This is a genomic window from Microcoleus sp. D3_18_C2, assembly GCF_036702395.1.
Lineage (GTDB): Bacteria > Cyanobacteriota > Cyanobacteriia > Cyanobacteriales > Microcoleaceae > Microcoleus.
Window position 1 is genome coordinate 35601 of the sequence record NZ_JAUBTG010000044.1, and the last position, 18100, is coordinate 53700.

Consider the following 18100-nt stretch of genomic DNA (forward strand, 5'->3'; position numbering starts at 1 on the left):
GCATTGCACCCATCGCCGATGATTTAGTGGATGTCAGTAACTTAGAAGATCAAAAAGTTAGAGCTAAAAATAGCATTGCATCCATCGCCGATGATTTCGAGGGTGTGAGTAACTTAGAAGAAAAAGCAGTTATCCCGGAAAATAACATTGCACTAATCGCCGACAGTTTTCTGGGTTCCCGCAACCTAGAAAATGAATATCTCGATGAACTTCCCGACGAAGTTGAAATGTCTTTATTCGAGCATTTAGAAGAATTGCGTCAGCGACTTTTTTACTCGCTAATTGCAGTAGTAATCGCTGTAATCGGTTGCTTTTTCACAGTTAAACCTATCGTGCAACTGCTCGAAGTACCGGCCGGGCCCGTCAAGTTTCTGCAACTAGCTCCCGGCGAGTATTTCTTTGTTTCTATTGAAGTAGCCGGATACAGCGGTTTGCTCATCGCCAGTCCGTTTATTTTTTACCAGATAGCGCTGTTTGTTCTCCCCGGCTTGACTCGCAAAGAACGCAGGTTGCTGGGGCCTGTGTTTTTCGGTTCGAGTTTCCTATTTTTGGGCGGTTTAGTCTTTGCTTACATTGCTCTGATTCCGGCGGCGCTCAACTTCTTTGTTACCTATGGGGCTGATGTTGTAGAGCAGTTGTGGTCGATCGACAAATACTTTAAATTTGTGCTGCTGTTAATGTTCAGCACCGGCTTAGCTTTTCAAATCCCGATTCTCCAAGTATTGCTCGGTGTTTTGGGCATATTTTCTTCCAACCAAATGCTTTCCGGCTGGCGGTATGTAGTCTTGGGAGCGGCAGTTTTGGGAGCGGTTTTAACGCCTTCTACCGATCCTTTAACGCAAAGTCTTTTAGGAGGTGCGGTGCTGAGCTTGTATTTTGGCGGGGTTGGTTTGGTAAAGCTTTTAGGGCGGTAAAAACTCCACCGAAAGATCGATCGACTCTCAGCAAAAAAATATAGAGACGCGATCGCCCGCGCCTCTATAATTACTAAAAGTTAAAATTCCACACCAAAGTTTTGTCAAAACTTTGACCCCGCGTAAAAGCAGGTAAAATCCCGCGACTTAAGGAGTGGAACACCCAAAATTTTAGACTAAGTTTCAAGCTCTCAGATTCAATACAAAAGTAAATCTAAAATCTAAAATCTAAAATCTAAAATCTAAAATCGACTGACTACATTCGGAACTGTTCGACTTCAGGAGTGTAGCCGATCGGCAAAATGTAATCCAGATTCTCGTGGGGACGAGCAATTATGTGATACGATAGCAACTTTCCGCCATCGACCTTTTTAACTGATTCAATTCCAGCAGCAACGGCTGCTTGCACTTCAGAGACATCTCCTCGCACTATAATTGTCCAGTAGGCGCGGGTTATTTTCTCATAGCGAACTAAAGTAACACGGGCTGCTTTCACCATTGAGTCCGCAACTTCTACTGCAGCGGGAAATCCTAAGACTTCAACCATTCCCAGTGCAACACCCATTACAACATTCTCCTAAATTTCACAAGATATCTGACACTCATTGTAGGTGAAATTGTTGACAGAAATTGGTTCGGATGATTTTGGTAAGCATGAAGGACGATCGCCCAAAATTTAAAAAGCCCCTAAAAAGCCCCACAAGCTGTTGCGGCATTTAAATCCCACAGCAGGGCGCGCGCAGCAAAGCCCGCCACACAAGACTTTGAATCAAAACAACTGTGCAAATTAGATGCGCCACAGCTTAGTTTCTCACCAGCGGCAAGTCGTATGACAAGCTCGCCGATCGATTTTCGGGACTTTGGGCTCAACTCATCCAGCCGCGGCGCGACACAAAACTTTAGGGAACTCCCCCAGAGCCCGGCTGTGGAGTCAATCGATTGCGCGATTTTAGATTTTAGATTTTAGATTTTAGAATTGAAGCATTGACTTGCGCGAGATAAATACGTTCGGCAAGTTTCATCGGATACAGGTTTTTTATTTCTCGATCCTGAGTCTGCGCGTTGGAATGAATCACGTGGCGGGTATCCTGGATGATGAAGGTCAATCTCAAATCTAAAATCTACTGAGTGATTCAAAACTCGTCTAGCAACCACTCCGAGGCTCTTTCACCCAAATCTAGAGGAACGCTGACAGCTTTACCCAAGCGCGGGCGATCGCGAGTAGTTACGATATATTCTCTCACCTGTTCTGTACTCCCCCAGCCGTTGAGGTAATTGGCCACCGCATCCAAATGCTCAAAATAATCAGCCTCCGTCATCGGAAAAGATGCCTGTTCTAGATATTTCCACATAACTTGCACAAAAATCTTGCCCCGCGTTCGCCGCAATCTGATATCGTAAGACTTTCCCCATTTTTCTAGCAGTAGCTGGTGTAAATCCTGGCCCGTCATGGTTGCTCCTGAGTTAATCCATTAAACAATAAAAGACAAAGTTCAAAAAATGTAATAATACTCTAATAAAGGCTGGAAGGCGCATTCTTAAAAGGAATTTTCGTTGCCTAAAATTTGTGCGAGCAGATTAACGGCAATTATCCCAGTTGTCTGCACGTAAAGGTTCGCGCTCCAGCTAACAAACAAACGTAACTTAAAACCGTAAAGGCAGGTCATGGCTCAATCTTCTGCTGGAAATCCCGATGTCCCCGATATGGGGCGTCGCCAATTTATGAATTTGCTGACGTTCGGTACAGTCACAGGTGTGGCACTGGGCGCACTCTATCCCGTTGTCCAATATTTTGTTCCTCCAGCGAGTGGGGCAGTTGGTGGCGGAGTGACAGCTAAAGATGCTTTGGGTAACGACATCATCGTTAGCGAATATTTGGCTTCGCACCCTGCGGGCGATCGCAGCTTAGCCCAAGGTCTCAAAGGCGACCCCACCTATGTTGTGGTGAAAGAAGACTTATCTATCGCCGACTACGGCATCAATGCAGTCTGCACTCACTTGGGTTGCGTCGTGCCTTGGAATGTTAGCGAAAACAAGTTTATCTGTCCTTGCCACGGTTCTCAATACAACAATGAGGGCAAAGTGGTGCGCGGCCCCGCGCCTTTGTCTCTGGCCCTGGCCCACGCCACTGTCGCAGATGACAAAATCGCTTTTACAACTTGGACAGAAACTGATTTCCGCACCGGCGAAGCACCTTGGTGGTCTTAAACAATTTTGGATTTTAGATTTTAGATTTTAGATTGGGGTCAGCGGTGAAAATCCAAGATAATTGCATCCCTAAAACAGTCTAATAATCCGAAATCCAAAATCCAAAATTCAAAATCTAAAATTCACGCATTGTCTGACCTTTGAGATTGAATACTCTAATGCCACAAACTAATTTATCTGCGATATTTCGCCGCAGTGCCAGGACGATCGCGAAAACAGCCTTAATTGCGATCGCAGCCGCAGGATTTTTCCTAACCAGCGACATCGCACTTCCCCAAGCAGCATTTGCTTACCCTTTCTGGGCACAGCAAACAGCACCCGCTACTCCCCGCGAAGCAACAGGTCGCATTGTTTGCGCTAACTGTCACCTCGGTGCAAAACCGACTCAAGTTGAAGTACCGCAATCTGTTTTGCCTGACACTGTTTTTGAAGCTATTGTCAAGATTCCCTACGATACTAGCGTGCAACAAGTTGTCGGCGACGGCAGCAAAGGTGGCTTGAATGTCGGCGCAGTTGTGATGTTGCCCGAAGGTTTCAAGATTGCTCCCGCTGACAGAATTCCCGAAGAAATGAAGGAAAAAGTCGGCGATCTTTACTTCCAACCTTACAGCGAAACCCAAGAAAATATTGTTTTAGTCGGCCCAGTACCGGGAGAACAGTACAAAGAATTGGTATTCCCAGTTTTGTCGCCGAATCCGGCAACTGACAAGTCCGTTCACTACGGCAAATACCAAATTTATGTGGGTGGCAACCGCGGCCGCGGTCAGGTTTATCCTACTGGCGAAAAGAGCAATAATACAGTTTACAATGCTTCGGTAGCTGGCAGCATTTCTAAGATTGCTCAACCGGAAGCTGGCGGTTATGAAGTGACCATTCAACCTGCAGAAGGTGCAGCCGTTGTTGATACGATTCCCGCAGGCCCAGAACTGATTGTTACCGAAGGACAAACAGTTGCAGCAGGCGAACTTTTGACGAACAATCCTAATGTGGGCGGCTTCGGTCAAAAAGACGTGGAGATCGTGCTGCAAAGTGCCGATCGCGTTAAAGGATTGATGGCTTTCGTAGCTTTGACCATGCTGGCTCAAATTATGCTGGTTCTCAAGAAGAAACAGGTCGAAAAAGTTCAAGCTGCTGAAATGAATTTCTAAACGCGGCTGTAATTAGTTGGGTAAGGTACTATGTGCACACCCAACTATTAGGTAAGTAGGGCGGGGAATCCCCGCCTTATTGTTTGATAAATAACCAGTAAAATAATGTCAATTGATGAGAAAATAGTTGAAGTAGGCCCGCTGCAATGGTTTTATCGGGAAACAAATCCGGTTAACGAAACTGGTAAACCCCCCGTACTGCTGCTGCACGGTTTGCCGTCCCAGAGTTTTACCTGGACTGTAATGATGCCGGATTTGGCGGCAAGCGGATTTAGATCGATCGCCCCAGATTGGGTGGGTTACGGGCGATCGACAAAACCAGACAAGCGCGACTTTGCCTACACTCCCGATGCTTTTGTTGACGCCCTCACAGGCTTTATTCAAGCTCTAGAATTAGACCGATTTTACCTCGTTGTCCAAGGATTTTTAGCTTCAGCCGGCATTCAATACGCTTTACGCAATCCCGATAAAATTGAGCGTCTAGCCGTTATCAATACACCAGTTTCAGGAAATATAAAATTGCCTTGGAAAATGCAGCAGTTGGGGCTGCCTTTTATTGGCGACATGATGACGCAAGACCCGCTTTTGGTTGACAGAACTCTCGAAGGTGGCAGCGGTCAGACAATATCAGACAAAGATTTAGATGTTTACCGCCGCCCGTTTTTGAAGAGTTCGGATGCAGGTCGATCGCTGATGAATACAGTCCGCAATATTCAATTGCCGCAGTCAATGGCAGAAATTGAATCCGGCTTGAAAGGATGGACTAGACCAACTTTATTTGTCTGGGGTTTGACAGATCCTTGGCTGAGTGTTGAACCTGCTAAAAAGCTAGTCGGTTCCCTGCAAAATGCAGAGTTAGTCACACTGGAACAAGCGGGGCATTATCCTCAAGAACATTGGTCAGAAAAAGTTGGCGATGCTGTGATCACTTTTCTGCGCCGCCAGGAGGTAAAATAATATTTTGTACATAACTCTCGGTGCTGGGTCAGCGAAGCAGAGCCAAAGCATCTGCGTTTTCAGGCAGAGCCTTGGAACGAACACGAGCAACCCCGTACCCGCCCTGTGCCCGCTCGCAACGAGCAATCTAAAATCTAAAATCTAAAATCTAAAATCGACATGACTCGTCCCCGTTCAATTTTTGCCTTGATGATGGCGTTTTTGATGGCATTTCTGGTTAGTTGCAGCAGTGTCGAAGCAAAAGTTCCAACGACTTACACAGCAGCGCAAATCCAGCAAATAGAGCGCTATGTTCCTACCCTGACAGATTTCCGATCGCGCATGGACAAATTGGGCACCCTAATTCAAAAACGGAATTGGGTTGATACCAGAACTTACATTCACGGGCCTCTAGGCGACTTGCGGAACACCATGAAAACCGTTTCTGCGAGTTTGTTGCCTAGTTCTCAACAACAAGCTGTTGATTTGACCAAGAGTTTGTTTGCCGATTTGGTTAACATCGATCTTGCTGCTAAAGACCTTGACTATGCAAAAGTCACGGCCAGCTATCAAAAAGCTGTCAGTGATTTCGATGCCTTCTTGCAGTTAATTCCTAAAGCTTAATTAGCCTTAACTCACATCTGGCATCCAGAACAGGCAAGATGCCTGTTCCACAAAGAAACAATCAGTTTTCTTGTGCGGGTATCATTCTCAAGAACAGGCAAGATGTCTGTTCCACAAAGAAACAATCAGTTTTCTTGTGCGGGTATCATTCTCAAGAACAGGCAAGATGCCTGTTCCACAAAAAAACAATCAGTTTTCTTGTGGGGCGGGCATCTTGCCCGTCCGAAACAGGTTTATATGGACAAAACCTAGGAAGCAGTTAATCTAAAATCTAAAATCTAAAATCTAAAATTGAATGGTTCGTGTTGCAATTATTGGTTGCGGTATTGTTGGGGCTTCGATCGCCTTTGAACTAAGTCAATTTCCCGAACTGAAAGTTACTGTGTTCGACAAACAGCCGCCTGCTGAAGGTTCTACTGGCGCGGCACTCGGTGTTTTGATGGGAGTTATCAGCCACAAAACTAAGGGCAGAAATTGGCAGTTGAGGGAAACCAGCCTTCAGCGCTACGAAACTTTGATTCCAGAATTGGAAGCAGTTACGGGGCGAAAAATTCCTTTTAACAAACAAGGAATTTTAATGCTGTGTTCGGAGGGAGAGGATTTAAGTAAATGGGAAAAATTGATAGGAACTCGCGAGTCTCAAGGTTGGCAATTGGAACTTTGGGATCGGGAACGAGTGCGCGATCGCTGCCCTCATCTTGCTGTAAAGGATAACATTATTGCTGCGATTTATTCGCCTCAAGACCGGCAAGTCGATCCGACGGCGCTAACTTTGGCTTTGGTTGAGGCTGCTAAACTCAAAGGAGTTAATTTTGAGTTTGGAGTGGAAGTTCAAGGCATTACTGAGTTGGATTCTCAGGTGTCTGAGATTCAACTCCCATCTTCCATTACTGTCAATAAGTCTTGTGGAACAGGCATCTTGCCTGTTGCTGAAAATTTCGATCGACTAATTGTGGCGGCTGGTTTGGGTTCTGCTGCTGTGACTGCATCGTTAAATCAGTTGGTTGACATTCGCCCGGTGTTGGGACAAGCGCTGCATTTGCTGACGCCCAATCCTGTAGGAAACCCAGATTTTAGCCCGGTAATTTCTTGCGATGACGTTCACATTGTGCCTGTGGAAAATCAGGAATATTGGGTGGGGGCGACGGTGGAGTTTTCCGAAAATGGCGGGGAAATTCAGGCGAATGCTGATATGTTGGCGCAAGTGATGGCGAGGGCGATCGCACTTTGTCCGGCCTTAGCATTCGCCTCAATCATCAGGAAATGGTCAGGATTGCGCCCGCGGCCGGAAGGGCGACCGGCCCCAATTATCGAGACGCTTCCCGGTAACGATCGCGTTCTCATCGCCAGCGGCCACTATCGCAACGGTGTTCTGCTGGCCCCTGCAACAGCGCGATCGATTCGAGAAATGATTTTGCAATAATTAACAAATGTTAATATAATCAAGATAGCAATTCATATCTTACATCTAAATATGTCCGACAAACCTTTAGGTAAACCGCGCTCTTTGTGGCGAGTAATTTTGCTGTCTGGAGTCAGCTTGCTGCTATATTACGGATGGTACAAATGGATTATTCAAGAAGAATTGCGTCGCTATAACGGCAGCGGTTGGTCGGGAACCCTTTGCTTGCTTCCCTTTGTTTTAGGAGTAGCCGTCCCCCAAGCTTTGCGAATATTCGACCCTGACGTTCCCGGATGGTTTGGTTGGTTTTCCTTGCTGGGTATTGCTTGGATTTACATCGTGCAGTTCAAACTTTACAAGACAGTTAACGAATTGTACCGCCAAGAAGGAATCAAAGAACCGCTAACAGTTTGGTGGATTTTTGTACCAGGTTTAAATTTAGTTGTCGGCTTGCGGCAAATTCACTTTTTGAGCCAGTTTTGGGCGAGAAAACAGGGAATTGAAGTTAAGGATAACTTAGCCGAAAGTATTCCTTTTCTGTCAGCTAACGCTTAAATAAATTAAGCTCCAATCGCTTGACGCTGCGAGTAAATTTCTTCTATAAGCAGGTCACGCAGTTCATCCGCAATGTCCGTGGGAGGGTTGCCTGCGAGGGCGCGTCCAATCAGCCGTTCTGCTTGCCGGAGTTGGGCACACTCAATGGCAAGTACGGCGGCGCTCCGATGCAGTATAGAACGAGTAGGCTCAAAATCCCACTCGTTTGCTACTAAATCCGCTGCCGCCCGTTCTTTCGCAAAGGCGGCTCTGGTGAGTGCAGTCACTTGGTCGATATCACCGCACTGACGGGCGAAAACTGCTCGATCGACCAGTTCCATTGCTTCATGGTGAAGGGCTTCTACGGTCTGCATTTTTTGACGATCCGTGCTTTGGGAGTACCGAACTCAATTACAGATACATAGCCAGGAGCTACGTCATCTGAAGGGCGGATTTGTTCTAATTTTATGTTAACTCTGGCTTGAATAATGCTGTCAGAACCTTTACGAATGCCGGAGACTTCTAAGCGGGCTTTGCGCTGAAATAGCGTGCCTGGATCTTCGAGCGAACCCAGCCAAAAGTCAAAACCTAACCCTTTACCTTTGACAGAACGTTCGATGATGGTGAGTCCAGTGAGGTGAGGCATGATCAACGCCGCGATACCGTAGGCTCCATATTCAGTGGCAACTTCTCGATCGGCATTGAAGCGACGGATGGTATCATCGATCGCATCCCATTGAATTTGGATTTCACAGGGTTGAATCCCCTCGATTGTCAGCTTCACAGGGATAGAGTGTCCTCCATCGTCGAGGCAAACGGCGGCGGCATCTGCACAGATGGCTCCGAAGGTGAGTGACCAGCCTGGACGTTCGGGCTTGTTCTCGCGCAGGTCATTGAGGGAGAGAATTTTAATCGGGTTAAGGTGGGTCATCAGAGGAGATGGCTCCGGGCGATCGCATCTCCAGAATCATAAAGCATATAGTCTTCAGTCATTTTGTTCTTTTAGCGGGTTCACCCGAATTTATGGTTGAAAACCAAAGTATTGGTAAACCCGCTCTTACCGATGACTCTTCACCAGAACCGATTCGGCAAATCCGCCAAAATGAGTTTGAGTTCCGGTTCATTAACCCGCTTAATTGCTTTAGGAATACTTACCCACTGCCGCTTTCTCTTGCTAGCTTCCGGCCAAATTTCTAGAACTGCTTGCACTTGCATTAAAAATACTTCTACCTGACAAGTATAGCCGGACTTTTGATACTCGTAAGTTCCCAGCAAATCCGGGAAGACTTTACCCAACAAACCTGCTTCTTCCCAAGCTTCCTTGGCAGCAGAATCTTGGGGAGTCATGTCAGGTTCAATTAATCCTTTGGGAATCACCCAGCGCTTGCTAGCAGAAGAAGTAATCAGCATTACTTCTATTTGTCCGTCTTGAATGCGATAGGGAATTACCCCCGATTGATCGACCAGTAAAGCGATTTTTATACTCATGATTTCTGCAATATTTCTGGCTGCAAAATCTGCTGCAACTTGATTGACATAGGACTAAAGAAACCGGGTTTTTTGCCGACTCTCCGGGCTACAGCGCAGGATTTTCGTAAAAAACCCGGTTTCTCGCCACCCGTGCATAACTCCGATTAATAGCTGCCAACTAAACAATAAAAACTGCACGCCTGATTTTCTACACTTCCCAAGTTGAGACAGCAATAAATTGGATAATAAACATATTTGGCTTTTCCTGTCTGTCGAAAATAGGAAATTCCCCTGCACTCCCACTGAACAATAATATTATTATAATAAATTCGCCAAATCCTCTACCGACAAGCAGATAAAAGCCGATCGCCAATATCTGCCTTTATCTGCGTCGGTAGGATTTTACGCCTAATCTTTCTTCGCCTTAGCCTCCAAATTTTCCATCCGACTCCTCAAATCTTGATTCTCCTTTTTCACCTGGTCTAATTCCTCCCGCAACTGCTTTACCGCTGCATCAGAACCAGCATTTTTCTGCACTCTTTGCACAGCTTCATCAGCCATGCGGCGGACGCGGCCATCGGGAGTTTGGTCAGCTAAAGAACGCAAAATGCGAATTGCTTTGCGAGTTTGCATTTGTCCCAATCCCACTACTACAGAGACTTGAGTCAAGAAAAACGTCTCTTTAGATAATTCTGCCAATCGCTGCAAAATCCGTTCTAAATTGACCTTCGTTTGACCAGTCGAAATTGTGCCCAAAGAGCGAATTGCAGCCAAGCGCAAAGCTTGCGGAGTACCGGCGGCTGTGTATTTCAAAATTAAATTCAGCGCATCTTCAGAAGTTTTCATCTGCGCCAAACCGGATATCGCACCCGATCGCACTACCTCATTCCACCCCTGACGCTCTTTGAGCACCAATTTTAACTCTTTGAGTACCTGTTCGTCGGTTGGTTTTTCGTCGGGGTTAGCTGCTGAGATTCCGCCAATAGCAGTCGCTGCTGCTGCTTCTACATAATAGCTGTCGTCCCCTTTTTCGACGATCGATCTCAGCGCTTTATAAGTTTCGTGAGTTTGAATTTTACCCAGCGCATTCACCACAGCGCGACGAACACGAGCATCTTTATCTTTTAAACCACTTACTAAACCTTCAAAAACTTGGTCGAGTTTAATTTCAACTAACTGACCGGCAACTTCTGCCCGTACTGCCCAGAACGGCTCTTTCTTGAGAACTTCTGACAGCGTTTTCACAGCTTCTAGCCCTCCCTTCTTCGCCAAAGCTTGGGCAGCGTAAATCCGGGAAACCGGGTCTGGATCGAACTGCAACTGAGCTTTTAGTTCCGCAACTCCATACTCTAACACAACTGTTTTTAAGTATTTATTGCCGACATCAAAACTGATATATGCAGGCTTCTGTTCTAGGGGGAAATAGAAGCTTTGCTCGCGCTCATGCACTCGGACTGTGAAAGTTTTTAGGTTCGGGGTTGAACGTGCCCAACTGTCATCGTCTGCTTCTTTTTCTGGCTTGTAACCGAAGCCGATCGGGATTTTTAGGTCAAAGACATCTTTGCTGTTGCTGTTGCCATTCTTGCTATCTTTTACCTGAGTTTGGGTGACAGTAACTTTTGCTAACTTGCTGTCGCCATCCCAGGAATAAGCAACTTTATAATCGGGATGACCGCCGCGATAAACGTACTGGTCAAACAAAAACATGAGATTGCGACCGGTAGCCTTTTCTATCGCCCTGAGCAAATCGATGGTTTCTACAGTTTTGTGAGCGTTATCCCGCACAAAAGTGTGAATTGCTTTGTAAAATAATTCGTCGCCCAACTCGGCGCGAATCATGTGATAGACGCAAGCGCCTTTTTCGTACAAATGGCGATCGTACAATTCGATTGCTTCGCGGTAAACGTGAGTAACAATGGGGCGGCGGTAGCGGGAACTATCTTCAGCTAAATAATTGCGGGCTTCATTTAGCATATAGTAAGCCGCGTCTTCTTTGCCATATTCTTTGTCAGTCCACAGCACCTCGGAATAAGAAGCCATGCCTTCTTTCAGCCAAGCGTGAGACCAATGTTTAATTACTACTAAATCGCCGAACCACTGGTGAGCTAGTTCGTGGGCGACTAAGCTTTCAGTACCGCGATTGTCGAGGGCGGCGCGTTCGTCTAACAAGCACCTATCTGTCAGCAAAGTTGTGGAAGTATTTTCCATACCGCCGAAGATAAAATCATCGACGCAGACTTGAGCGTATTTGGGAAAAGGGTAAGGATAGCCAAATGCTTGAGAGAAGAATTCAATCATTTGAGGCGTTTTGCCCATGCTGCGCTTAGCGTCTGCTTCGCGGCTCCTTTCCACGTAATAATTAACTGGTTTGCCGTTCCATTCGTCTTTAATTTCGGCAAAATCTCCGACTGCTAAGGTCATTAAGTACGTCGGGTGTACCTGGGTTTGGGACCAGTGATAAATTTTATCGTCGCCTTCGTTTTTTGTACTAATTAATTCGCCGTTGGAAATAGCAAAAAGTTGTCTCGGCACTTGCACTCGAATTTCCGAAGTTGCCAACTGTCCGGGATAGTCGAAACAGGGAAACCAGAAACGGGAATCTTCGTCTTCGCCTTGAGTCCAAACTTGAGTAGGTTTGTCTGGATAGTGTTTGTCCGGGCCGACGAAATAAAGGCCACGTTGGGGTTTTTCGACCCAGTAGTCGATCGCAATTGTAATTGGTTGGTAAGCTTCTGTTGGTTCGTGTAGTTGAATTTGCAGCACTTCGCCATCGCTGTCGAAATTTTGCTCAATTTCGCCGACTTTTACTGATTTAATATTCAGGTTGACAGCATCTAAGGTTAATTTGTCAATACCGCTGCGGACTGGATTGATGCGGATGCTGCAAGTGCCACGAAAGCTTTGTTTGGGAATATTCAGCACTAAGTCGAGGAAAATATGCTCTACTTGACCAGGGCGATCCGGATTGTAATGCGGCCGAGCACCGGGCATCTCAAAGGATTTGTGAGCGTTTTCAGAATCGAAGTAAGTATTTGACATTGTGATGGCAAAGTTGTGAGTCGAGCGGCGATCGCTGGCAGCGCCGATCCGGCTGAACTGCCAGCTTATTATAGAGTAGCGCGTCCTAGCTGCTGTTGTCGCTAATTTGTTAAAAACTGGGTCTATCGTTGAGGGGATGGAAAATATGATTTTTTCGTTACAATAGTCAGCAAGGTTAATGTCTGCAATCATCAGCCTGTAATTGAAATTCAGAGGGAAATCTGTATGACAGCTACACTATCAGTTCCCAATTCCATCGAGTCTTGGCTGGGCGACGAAGCCGAAGACTTGCTCACCCATCAAGCAAAAGTTCCTAAAGATTTGTTGCACCTGCCGGGCCCGGATTGGGTCGATCGCATTTTTGCTCAAACCGATCGATCTCCTCAAGTTTTGCGATCGCTTCAGCAACTCTATTCTAGCGGACGCTTGGCGAATACCGGCTATTTATCCATCCTGCCAGTAGACCAAGGAATCGAACACTCTGCCGCCGCTTCTTTTGCACCGAATCCCATTTATTTTGACAGCGAAAACATCATCAAACTAGCAATCTCTGCTGGCTGCAATGCTGTCGCGACAACCCTGGGAGTTTTGGGAAGCGTATCTCGTAAATACGCGCACAAAATCCCTTTCATTGTCAAGCTCAATCACAACGAATTGCTAACTTATCCCAATCAATTCGACCAAATAATGTTTGCTTCAGTGGAGCAAGCTTGGAATTTGGGAGCAACAGCAGTCGGAGCCACAATTTATTTTGGTTCCCCGGAATCTACGCGACAAATCCAAGAAGTCAGTCAAGCTTTTGCTCACGCTCACGAATACGGCATGGCGACAATTCTGTGGTGCTACCTCCGCAACGATATCTTTAAACAAGACAAAGATTATCACGTTGCAGCCGATTTAACCGGGCAAGCAAATCACTTGGGAGTGACAATTCAAGCTGACATTATCAAGCAGAAATTGCCCGAATGCAACAACGGTTACGAAGCTGTTGCTAAAGCAAGCGACAAGACTTACGGCAAAACCGACAAGCGCGTTTATTCGGATTTGACAACGGATCACCCGATCGATCTAACTCGCTATCAAGTGCTCAACTGTTATGCGGGAAGGATGGGTTTAATTAACTCCGGCGGTGCTTCCGGTAAAAGCGATTTTGCAGAAGCAATTCGCACGGCGGTAATTAACAAGCGGGCTGGCGGCTGCGGCTTAATTTCCGGTCGCAAAACTTTTCAGCGTCCCTTTGAAGAAGGCGTAAAATTGTTCCACGCCATTCAAGATGTTTATTTGTCGCCTGAAATCTCGATCGCCTAAAAATTTCCCGCACTCAATATCACCACCTAAACCTAGGGTGCACTAGGCGTACAAATCCCCCTCAACGTAAGGTGCAGAGTGTGCACCTTACGTGATTAAAATTCTTTAATCTAAGGATCGCGAATTAAATAACTTACAATTTTAATTGTTATTGTGGGATGGGCGGGACGCCCATCCCACAAACTTGTGGAAGTTATTTAATTCTCATTCCTAAGTGCCAACTTAGCTGTAATATTAATACGAGCTGAAAATATATAGAGACACAGTATAGAATTTAAAAATGCCGCACAGCCTTGTTTTAAACCTGCTGCCAGTTGCACCAATTCCATCCCAGTTTTTAACGGGGCGACATCTCCACGCTTTGTTTTTGAATCTTGTGAGTGCTGTAGACAGCGATTTGAGCGCGTACCTGCACGATCAATCTCATGAAAAAGCTTTCACTTTAAGCCCTTTTCAAGTAAGCAGAAAAGAGGCTTACAAAAGCAGCACGCCCCAGCCACAAAAGAGAGTTTTGCCTCCGGCTTCCCGCACAATATCTCCGGCCCTACAGTGGGAACACAAGCAAGCTATTCAGGAAAATACGCCGATTTGGTGGCGAATTTCTCTGCTGGATGACGGTTTGTTCGATCGCCTAACTCAACTTTGGCAGCAACTTAATTTCGCTCGCCCCTGGCATCTGGGCCCGACAAATATATACATTACTAATATTTTGAGGGAACCGCAATCCAACCAGCCGTGGGTAAACTTTTGTAGTTACACCGAATTGTTCGAGAGAGCTTCGGAAACTGAGCGCCAAATAGCTTTTAGTTTTTGCACTCCTACTAATTTTCGGCAAGGTGTCTACGATAGTGCTATGCCCACTCGTGAGAGTATTTTTGGCAGTTTAGCGAATCGCTGGAACAAGTACAGCCGGATGGCGATCGAACCTACTTTCACAGAAGCTATTTTTCCCAGTTTCTTCGATATCAGAACAGAAGTTAGTACGGATTCTCGCAGTAAATTTATTGGCTGCGTCGGCGATATTAGTTACCGAATTATGGGAGATATAGCTCCTGCTACTATCAAGCAAATTAACACTTTAGCAGATTTTGCGCTTTACAGCGGAGTCGGGCGAAAGACGCCGATGGGCATGGGAATGACGCGCCGATTGCAGGTTTTTTAATCATTCACTTTTTGGCTGAATTTCACTAACAATTTCATAAACATCAGTGTCTGGTATTTTCGCAAACAAAGGCGCCATCTGCTTCAATATTTCCTGATAAGCTTCGCTTTGATTGGCTGCCATATCTTCTACGCTTTCCCAAAAAATGATGGCAATACCTTTGTCTGTATTGGGCAATTGCAGCAGGTATGCTCCCTTAAAACCTGTGGCATAAGTTGCAACGGCTTTTTCAAAAAGTTGTTCTGCAGCTTCAAATTTTCCTGGTTTAAATTCGCCAATGGCAACGTAGGCAAACTGATGTCGGAGAAAGTCGAGAAATTCTGACATATCTTTTTCCTCACTTAATAGCGATACACTAAGTTATATTTTACCCGATCGCCCGAAATTTGTGAATATCGCTGTTTATAAGTAGATCGACCTAAAAAAACCTCACAGCGCTCTCTCTCTTATTCTGCTCTATCCAACCAAACCATTAAATCGGATAAACTAGAAAATCCGACTACCTCCTCCACCAAACTCTCTAATTGCTCAACCGATAATTCCCCAATCCGCGAAACTACATCGGGATTTACGGCTCCTACACGTCGCTCCAGCAGACGCAGAATTAATGCTCTTTGGCCTGCTCTAATCCCTTCTTGCATCCCTGCTTGACGGCCTTCTTGCATCAATTGAGCCCTAGCTCGCTCCAAACCTTCTTCTATACCTCTAGAAACTATTCCCCGCTGTTCTTCGATCGCCGCTTCTTGGGCTTCCATATCCTGGAACTCTTTCAAGCTTAAGTTAGCTTCATTGGCAATTTGAAAAGCTTTTTCTAGTTCTGGAACTGTTTCCATTGTGGCTGGGATTGTTTCTAGATCGGGAGTGTGCTTCATAAAATAAATCCATTTATCAGTCAAACTTGTGAGTTCATCTAACTCTTTTTTGAACTTCGGCAATTCCACAAAAAACATTTCAACTTGGAGATGGGGATAATCAAATAGTTTCTCTTTTTCCTTGAACACAAAATGAGAAATAACATCAGGTTGTTCTTTAAACATTTCAAAATCAGTGATCGTCAAAGCAATTACTGGTTTTAATCTAGGATAACCTTCTCTGATTTTGAGTTGGTTGGCATAGGTTTTGGCTAGGTTGTAGACGACTCGTTTTTCAAAAGCGGCTACATTCAGAACTTGCATTTCAATAATTACCGTCTTGTTGCCCGTAATTCGAGCTTTGACATCCAAATAACTATCTTTGAGTCCGCTAACGGTAGCAGCCGAGTAAGGGTCAATAATTTGCAAGTCTTGGATGATTGGCTCACCGGCGTAAATTAGAGCATTTAAGAAGCTGATGAGGATGTCTTGGCTGTCGGTGGAACCAAAGATTTTTTTGAAGGCAAAGTCTGTTTTAGGGCTGATAAATTTCATGATATTTTTCCCGAACTGTTTTATTGATTTATGAAAAATTTTGAGCTAGTGCGATCGCTTCGGGGCTGCGAAAACTGGGTAGCTGCAATAGCCCACTTGAATTTAGGAAAATACGGGTGATATAAATTTAACATACAAGTAAAAATAAAACCAACATAAAAGTAACAAAAATGACCAAAATATTAGTAATTGAAGACAATAACTTAATTCGAGAAACCGTATTAGAACTTCTGCAATCGCGCGGTTTTGAAGCTGTGGGTGCTGAAAATGGAAAAGTCGGTATCGAGTTAGCAGCCCAAATTCCAGATTTAATTTTGTCAGATGTCATGATGCCAGAGCTAAACGGTTTTGAAGTATTCGCAGCCGTGCGATCGCACCCTGCAACCGCCAGCATTCCGTTTATTTTTATGACAGCCTCCGAAATGGAAAAAGCCCTGGAACTCAAAGCAGACGGCTATCTCCAGAAACCTTGCAGCCTAGCAGAAATGCTCGCGGCGATCGCCACTCAACTAGAAAAACCGACAGTTAGCAACCCACAACATCAAAAAGTACAGGACAATTCTGCACCATCAAATCTCAGCTTGCGCGCCAGCCATCAAAAATCTCGGTTTGAGATTGCCTCGGTTTGCTCGCAATAACACGCACAGTAACGTTATTGATACATAAGTTGAGGGAATTTCAAATTGGTTCCCCCCAGGGGTGGCTTAGACTGGGTATGTTGAATTTGGTTAAATATTTATGAACGCACAACCCAAAGGCCGCCTAGTTTGGAATCACTCTACCCACCTTCCCGGTTTGATACCAATTTTAGAGCGCCTCACCCTAAAAATGGGCATTCAAACAGTCACTCCCGGCGTCATCAACAAAGTTAAAGGACACATCCCCCGCATGACATTAAGAGTGTCAGTACCCATCCGCGGGGGATTTAAAATCATCGCCAGACAGGGCAAAACCGTACAAGAAGTCTTTATATTAACCACTCTCACTCAAGGGGACTTGGAAGAGACGATCGCCCAAACCCTACCCAAGTGACAATTTTTCCTTAGCAAGCAAAGCCCGAGCCCTAACTGAAGTAGTTTCATCGCTTTGGGTGATTTCCTCAAGTCGGGCCGAAACTTCCGCTAACCAATCCGGTTTAACAGTCGCAGCACCCGCCAAAGCTTGCAAACCCCCCGCTGCTGCGTAGCGCACCACCCATTCTGGATCTCGGGACGCTTGCAGTAGCGTTTTCACAGCGCGAAGTTGAGCATCTGCAATTTGTTCTGCCGGCATCAATTCCCAGCAAATCGTCCCCAAACCCCTAACCGCCGCCCGCCGCACGCTCAAAGCAAAGTCATTCGCCGCTGCATCGAGCAAAATCTCCAAACCCCTGGGGTCGCCAATTCCCGCCAAAGCCCGAACAGCCCAAGCTCTCGCCCCGTAATTGTAGCCGTCAAGCTGTTCTAGAAGCGGCAGCACCGCAGCTTCTCCGAGTTGAATCAGCCCGTCAACGGCGGCAACAGCGGCGCCTGGGTTGTTGTAACCGAGGACTGTAATTAAGGTAGGAATTGCTTGTGTTGAGGGAGTCGCCGCCAGTGCTTTGACGGAGTTTAACAAGCCTTCGGAAGAATCTGCTTTTTCGACAGCCTGAATTAGTTCTAATGCCATTTATTTGTAAGCTTTACCGTGACTATTGTAATTGTAGGTTGGGTCGTAAATTTTTGACCCCACCCCAACCCTCCCCTTATCAAGGGGAGGGAGTAAGAAATTTACAAATGATTTAGGATGGCTATATTGTAATTGTAGGTTGGGTCGATCGCGCGATCGAACTTTTTGCAGCGTGCGTGAGGCGCGGCGATCGACTTGAAAAGCTTACCCTGCTCGAAGTAGGACAGTCTTAGGAATGAGAATTAAATAACTTCCACAAGATTGTGGGATGGGCGTCCCGCCCGTCCAAAAAGGACGGGCGG

Annotated in this window: 21 protein-coding genes; 12 read left to right on the forward strand and 9 right to left on the reverse strand. The window is 45.8% G+C overall.

Annotated features, from left to right (window positions below; all coding sequences use genetic code 11):
• Positions 1-146 precede the first annotated feature (146 nt).
• A complete protein-coding gene (tatC, locus tag QUA88_RS21900; protein WP_333055366.1) occupies positions 147-914 on the forward strand; it encodes a twin-arginine translocase subunit TatC in 768 nt (255 codons plus the stop codon).
• Positions 915-1170: 256 nt separating this feature from the next.
• Here tatC and QUA88_RS21905 read toward each other — a convergent pair whose 3' ends face one another.
• Together QUA88_RS21905 and QUA88_RS21910 are read right to left on the reverse strand one after the other, a co-directional pair.
• Positions 1171-1479 carry a carbon dioxide-concentrating mechanism protein CcmK gene (locus QUA88_RS21905; RefSeq protein ID WP_333044070.1) on the reverse strand — a complete coding sequence of 103 codons (309 nt, stop codon included), beginning with the start codon at positions 1477-1479 and terminating at the stop codon, positions 1171-1173.
• A 568-nt stretch (positions 1480-2047) separates the two neighbouring features.
• Complete coding sequence (locus QUA88_RS21910; protein WP_333036983.1) at positions 2048-2365, reverse strand: DUF3067 family protein; 318 nt, start codon at positions 2363-2365, stop codon at positions 2048-2050.
• Positions 2366-2579: 214 nt separating this feature from the next.
• Between QUA88_RS21910 and petC the strand changes: the two genes are divergently transcribed.
• The 7 genes from petC to QUA88_RS21945 all read left to right on the forward strand — a co-directional run bounded on the left by petC (position 2580) and on the right by QUA88_RS21945 (position 7787).
• Complete coding sequence (gene petC, locus QUA88_RS21915) at positions 2580-3122, forward strand: cytochrome b6-f complex iron-sulfur subunit (protein ID WP_333055285.1); 543 nt, start codon at positions 2580-2582, stop codon at positions 3120-3122.
• Positions 3123-3280: 158 nt separating this feature from the next.
• The gene (gene petA, locus QUA88_RS21920) at positions 3281-4270 is read left to right on the forward strand and encodes a cytochrome f (RefSeq protein WP_333055287.1); all 990 of its coding nucleotides are present in this window, start codon (positions 3281-3283) and stop codon (positions 4268-4270) included.
• Positions 4271-4375: 105 nt separating this feature from the next.
• On the forward strand, positions 4376-5227 hold the full coding sequence (locus QUA88_RS21925; protein WP_333055289.1) for an alpha/beta fold hydrolase: 852 nt from the start codon (positions 4376-4378) through the stop codon (positions 5225-5227).
• A 159-nt stretch (positions 5228-5386) separates the two neighbouring features.
• Positions 5387-5830 carry a photosystem II protein PsbQ gene (gene psbQ, locus QUA88_RS21930; protein WP_333055290.1) on the forward strand — a complete coding sequence of 148 codons (444 nt, stop codon included), beginning with the start codon at positions 5387-5389 and terminating at the stop codon, positions 5828-5830.
• Between the two features lie 102 nt (positions 5831-5932).
• Entirely contained in the window at positions 5933-6082 is a 150-nt protein-coding gene (locus tag QUA88_RS21935; RefSeq protein ID WP_333273814.1) for a hypothetical protein, read from the forward strand.
• Between the two features lie 43 nt (positions 6083-6125).
• The gene (locus QUA88_RS21940; RefSeq protein ID WP_333055291.1) at positions 6126-7253 is read left to right on the forward strand and encodes an FAD-dependent oxidoreductase; all 1128 of its coding nucleotides are present in this window, start codon (positions 6126-6128) and stop codon (positions 7251-7253) included.
• A 51-nt stretch (positions 7254-7304) separates the two neighbouring features.
• Entirely contained in the window at positions 7305-7787 is a 483-nt protein-coding gene (locus QUA88_RS21945; protein ID WP_333055292.1) for a hypothetical protein, read from the forward strand.
• A gap of 5 nt (positions 7788-7792) precedes the next feature.
• On the opposite strand, the gene QUA88_RS21950 is transcribed toward QUA88_RS21945, so the two are convergent.
• The 4 genes from QUA88_RS21950 to QUA88_RS21965 form a co-directional block, all read right to left on the reverse strand.
• On the reverse strand, positions 7793-8140 hold the full coding sequence (locus QUA88_RS21950; protein ID WP_333055293.1) for a hypothetical protein: 348 nt from the start codon (positions 8138-8140) through the stop codon (positions 7793-7795).
• Positions 8128-8697 (reverse strand): hypothetical protein, encoded by a 570-nt coding sequence (locus QUA88_RS21955; protein ID WP_333055294.1) that lies wholly within the window; start codon positions 8695-8697, stop codon positions 8128-8130. The genes QUA88_RS21950 and QUA88_RS21955 overlap by 13 nt, the downstream gene beginning before the upstream one ends.
• A 140-nt stretch (positions 8698-8837) precedes the next feature.
• Positions 8838-9254 carry an NUDIX hydrolase gene (locus tag QUA88_RS21960; RefSeq protein ID WP_333055295.1) on the reverse strand — a complete coding sequence of 139 codons (417 nt, stop codon included), beginning with the start codon at positions 9252-9254 and terminating at the stop codon, positions 8838-8840.
• Between the two features lie 390 nt (positions 9255-9644).
• Positions 9645-12275, reverse strand: a complete 2631-nt coding sequence (locus QUA88_RS21965; RefSeq protein ID WP_333055367.1) for a M1 family metallopeptidase — start codon at positions 12273-12275, stop codon at positions 9645-9647.
• Positions 12276-12500: 225 nt separating this feature from the next.
• Here QUA88_RS21965 and QUA88_RS21970 point away from each other — a divergent pair, with 225 nt between their 5' ends.
• Complete coding sequence (locus tag QUA88_RS21970; RefSeq protein WP_333055297.1) at positions 12501-13583, forward strand: class I fructose-bisphosphate aldolase; 1083 nt, start codon at positions 12501-12503, stop codon at positions 13581-13583.
• A gap of 280 nt (positions 13584-13863) precedes the next feature.
• The gene (gene cas6, locus QUA88_RS21975; RefSeq protein WP_333055298.1) at positions 13864-14745 is read left to right on the forward strand and encodes a CRISPR-associated endoribonuclease Cas6; all 882 of its coding nucleotides are present in this window, start codon (positions 13864-13866) and stop codon (positions 14743-14745) included.
• Here cas6 and QUA88_RS21980 read toward each other — a convergent pair whose 3' ends face one another.
• A complete protein-coding gene (locus QUA88_RS21980; protein WP_333055299.1) occupies positions 14746-15072 on the reverse strand; it encodes an antibiotic biosynthesis monooxygenase in 327 nt (108 codons plus the stop codon).
• A gap of 119 nt (positions 15073-15191) precedes the next feature.
• Positions 15192-16151 carry an Rpn family recombination-promoting nuclease/putative transposase gene (locus tag QUA88_RS21985; RefSeq protein ID WP_333055300.1) on the reverse strand — a complete coding sequence of 320 codons (960 nt, stop codon included), beginning with the start codon at positions 16149-16151 and terminating at the stop codon, positions 15192-15194.
• A gap of 170 nt (positions 16152-16321) precedes the next feature.
• Here QUA88_RS21985 and QUA88_RS21990 point away from each other — a divergent pair, with 170 nt between their 5' ends.
• Both QUA88_RS21990 and QUA88_RS21995 read left to right on the forward strand, forming a co-directional pair.
• Positions 16322-16789 (forward strand): response regulator, encoded by a 468-nt coding sequence (locus QUA88_RS21990; protein WP_333055301.1) that lies wholly within the window; start codon positions 16322-16324, stop codon positions 16787-16789.
• 100 nt (positions 16790-16889) lie between these two features.
• Positions 16890-17183, forward strand: a complete 294-nt coding sequence (locus QUA88_RS21995) for a DUF2103 domain-containing protein (RefSeq protein ID WP_333055302.1) — start codon at positions 16890-16892, stop codon at positions 17181-17183.
• Here QUA88_RS21995 and QUA88_RS22000 read toward each other — a convergent pair.
• Positions 17172-17798 carry a HEAT repeat domain-containing protein gene (locus tag QUA88_RS22000; protein WP_333055303.1) on the reverse strand — a complete coding sequence of 209 codons (627 nt, stop codon included), beginning with the start codon at positions 17796-17798 and terminating at the stop codon, positions 17172-17174. The two genes, QUA88_RS21995 and QUA88_RS22000, sit on opposite strands and share 12 nt — an antisense overlap.
• Positions 17799-18100: the final 302 nt, after the last annotated feature.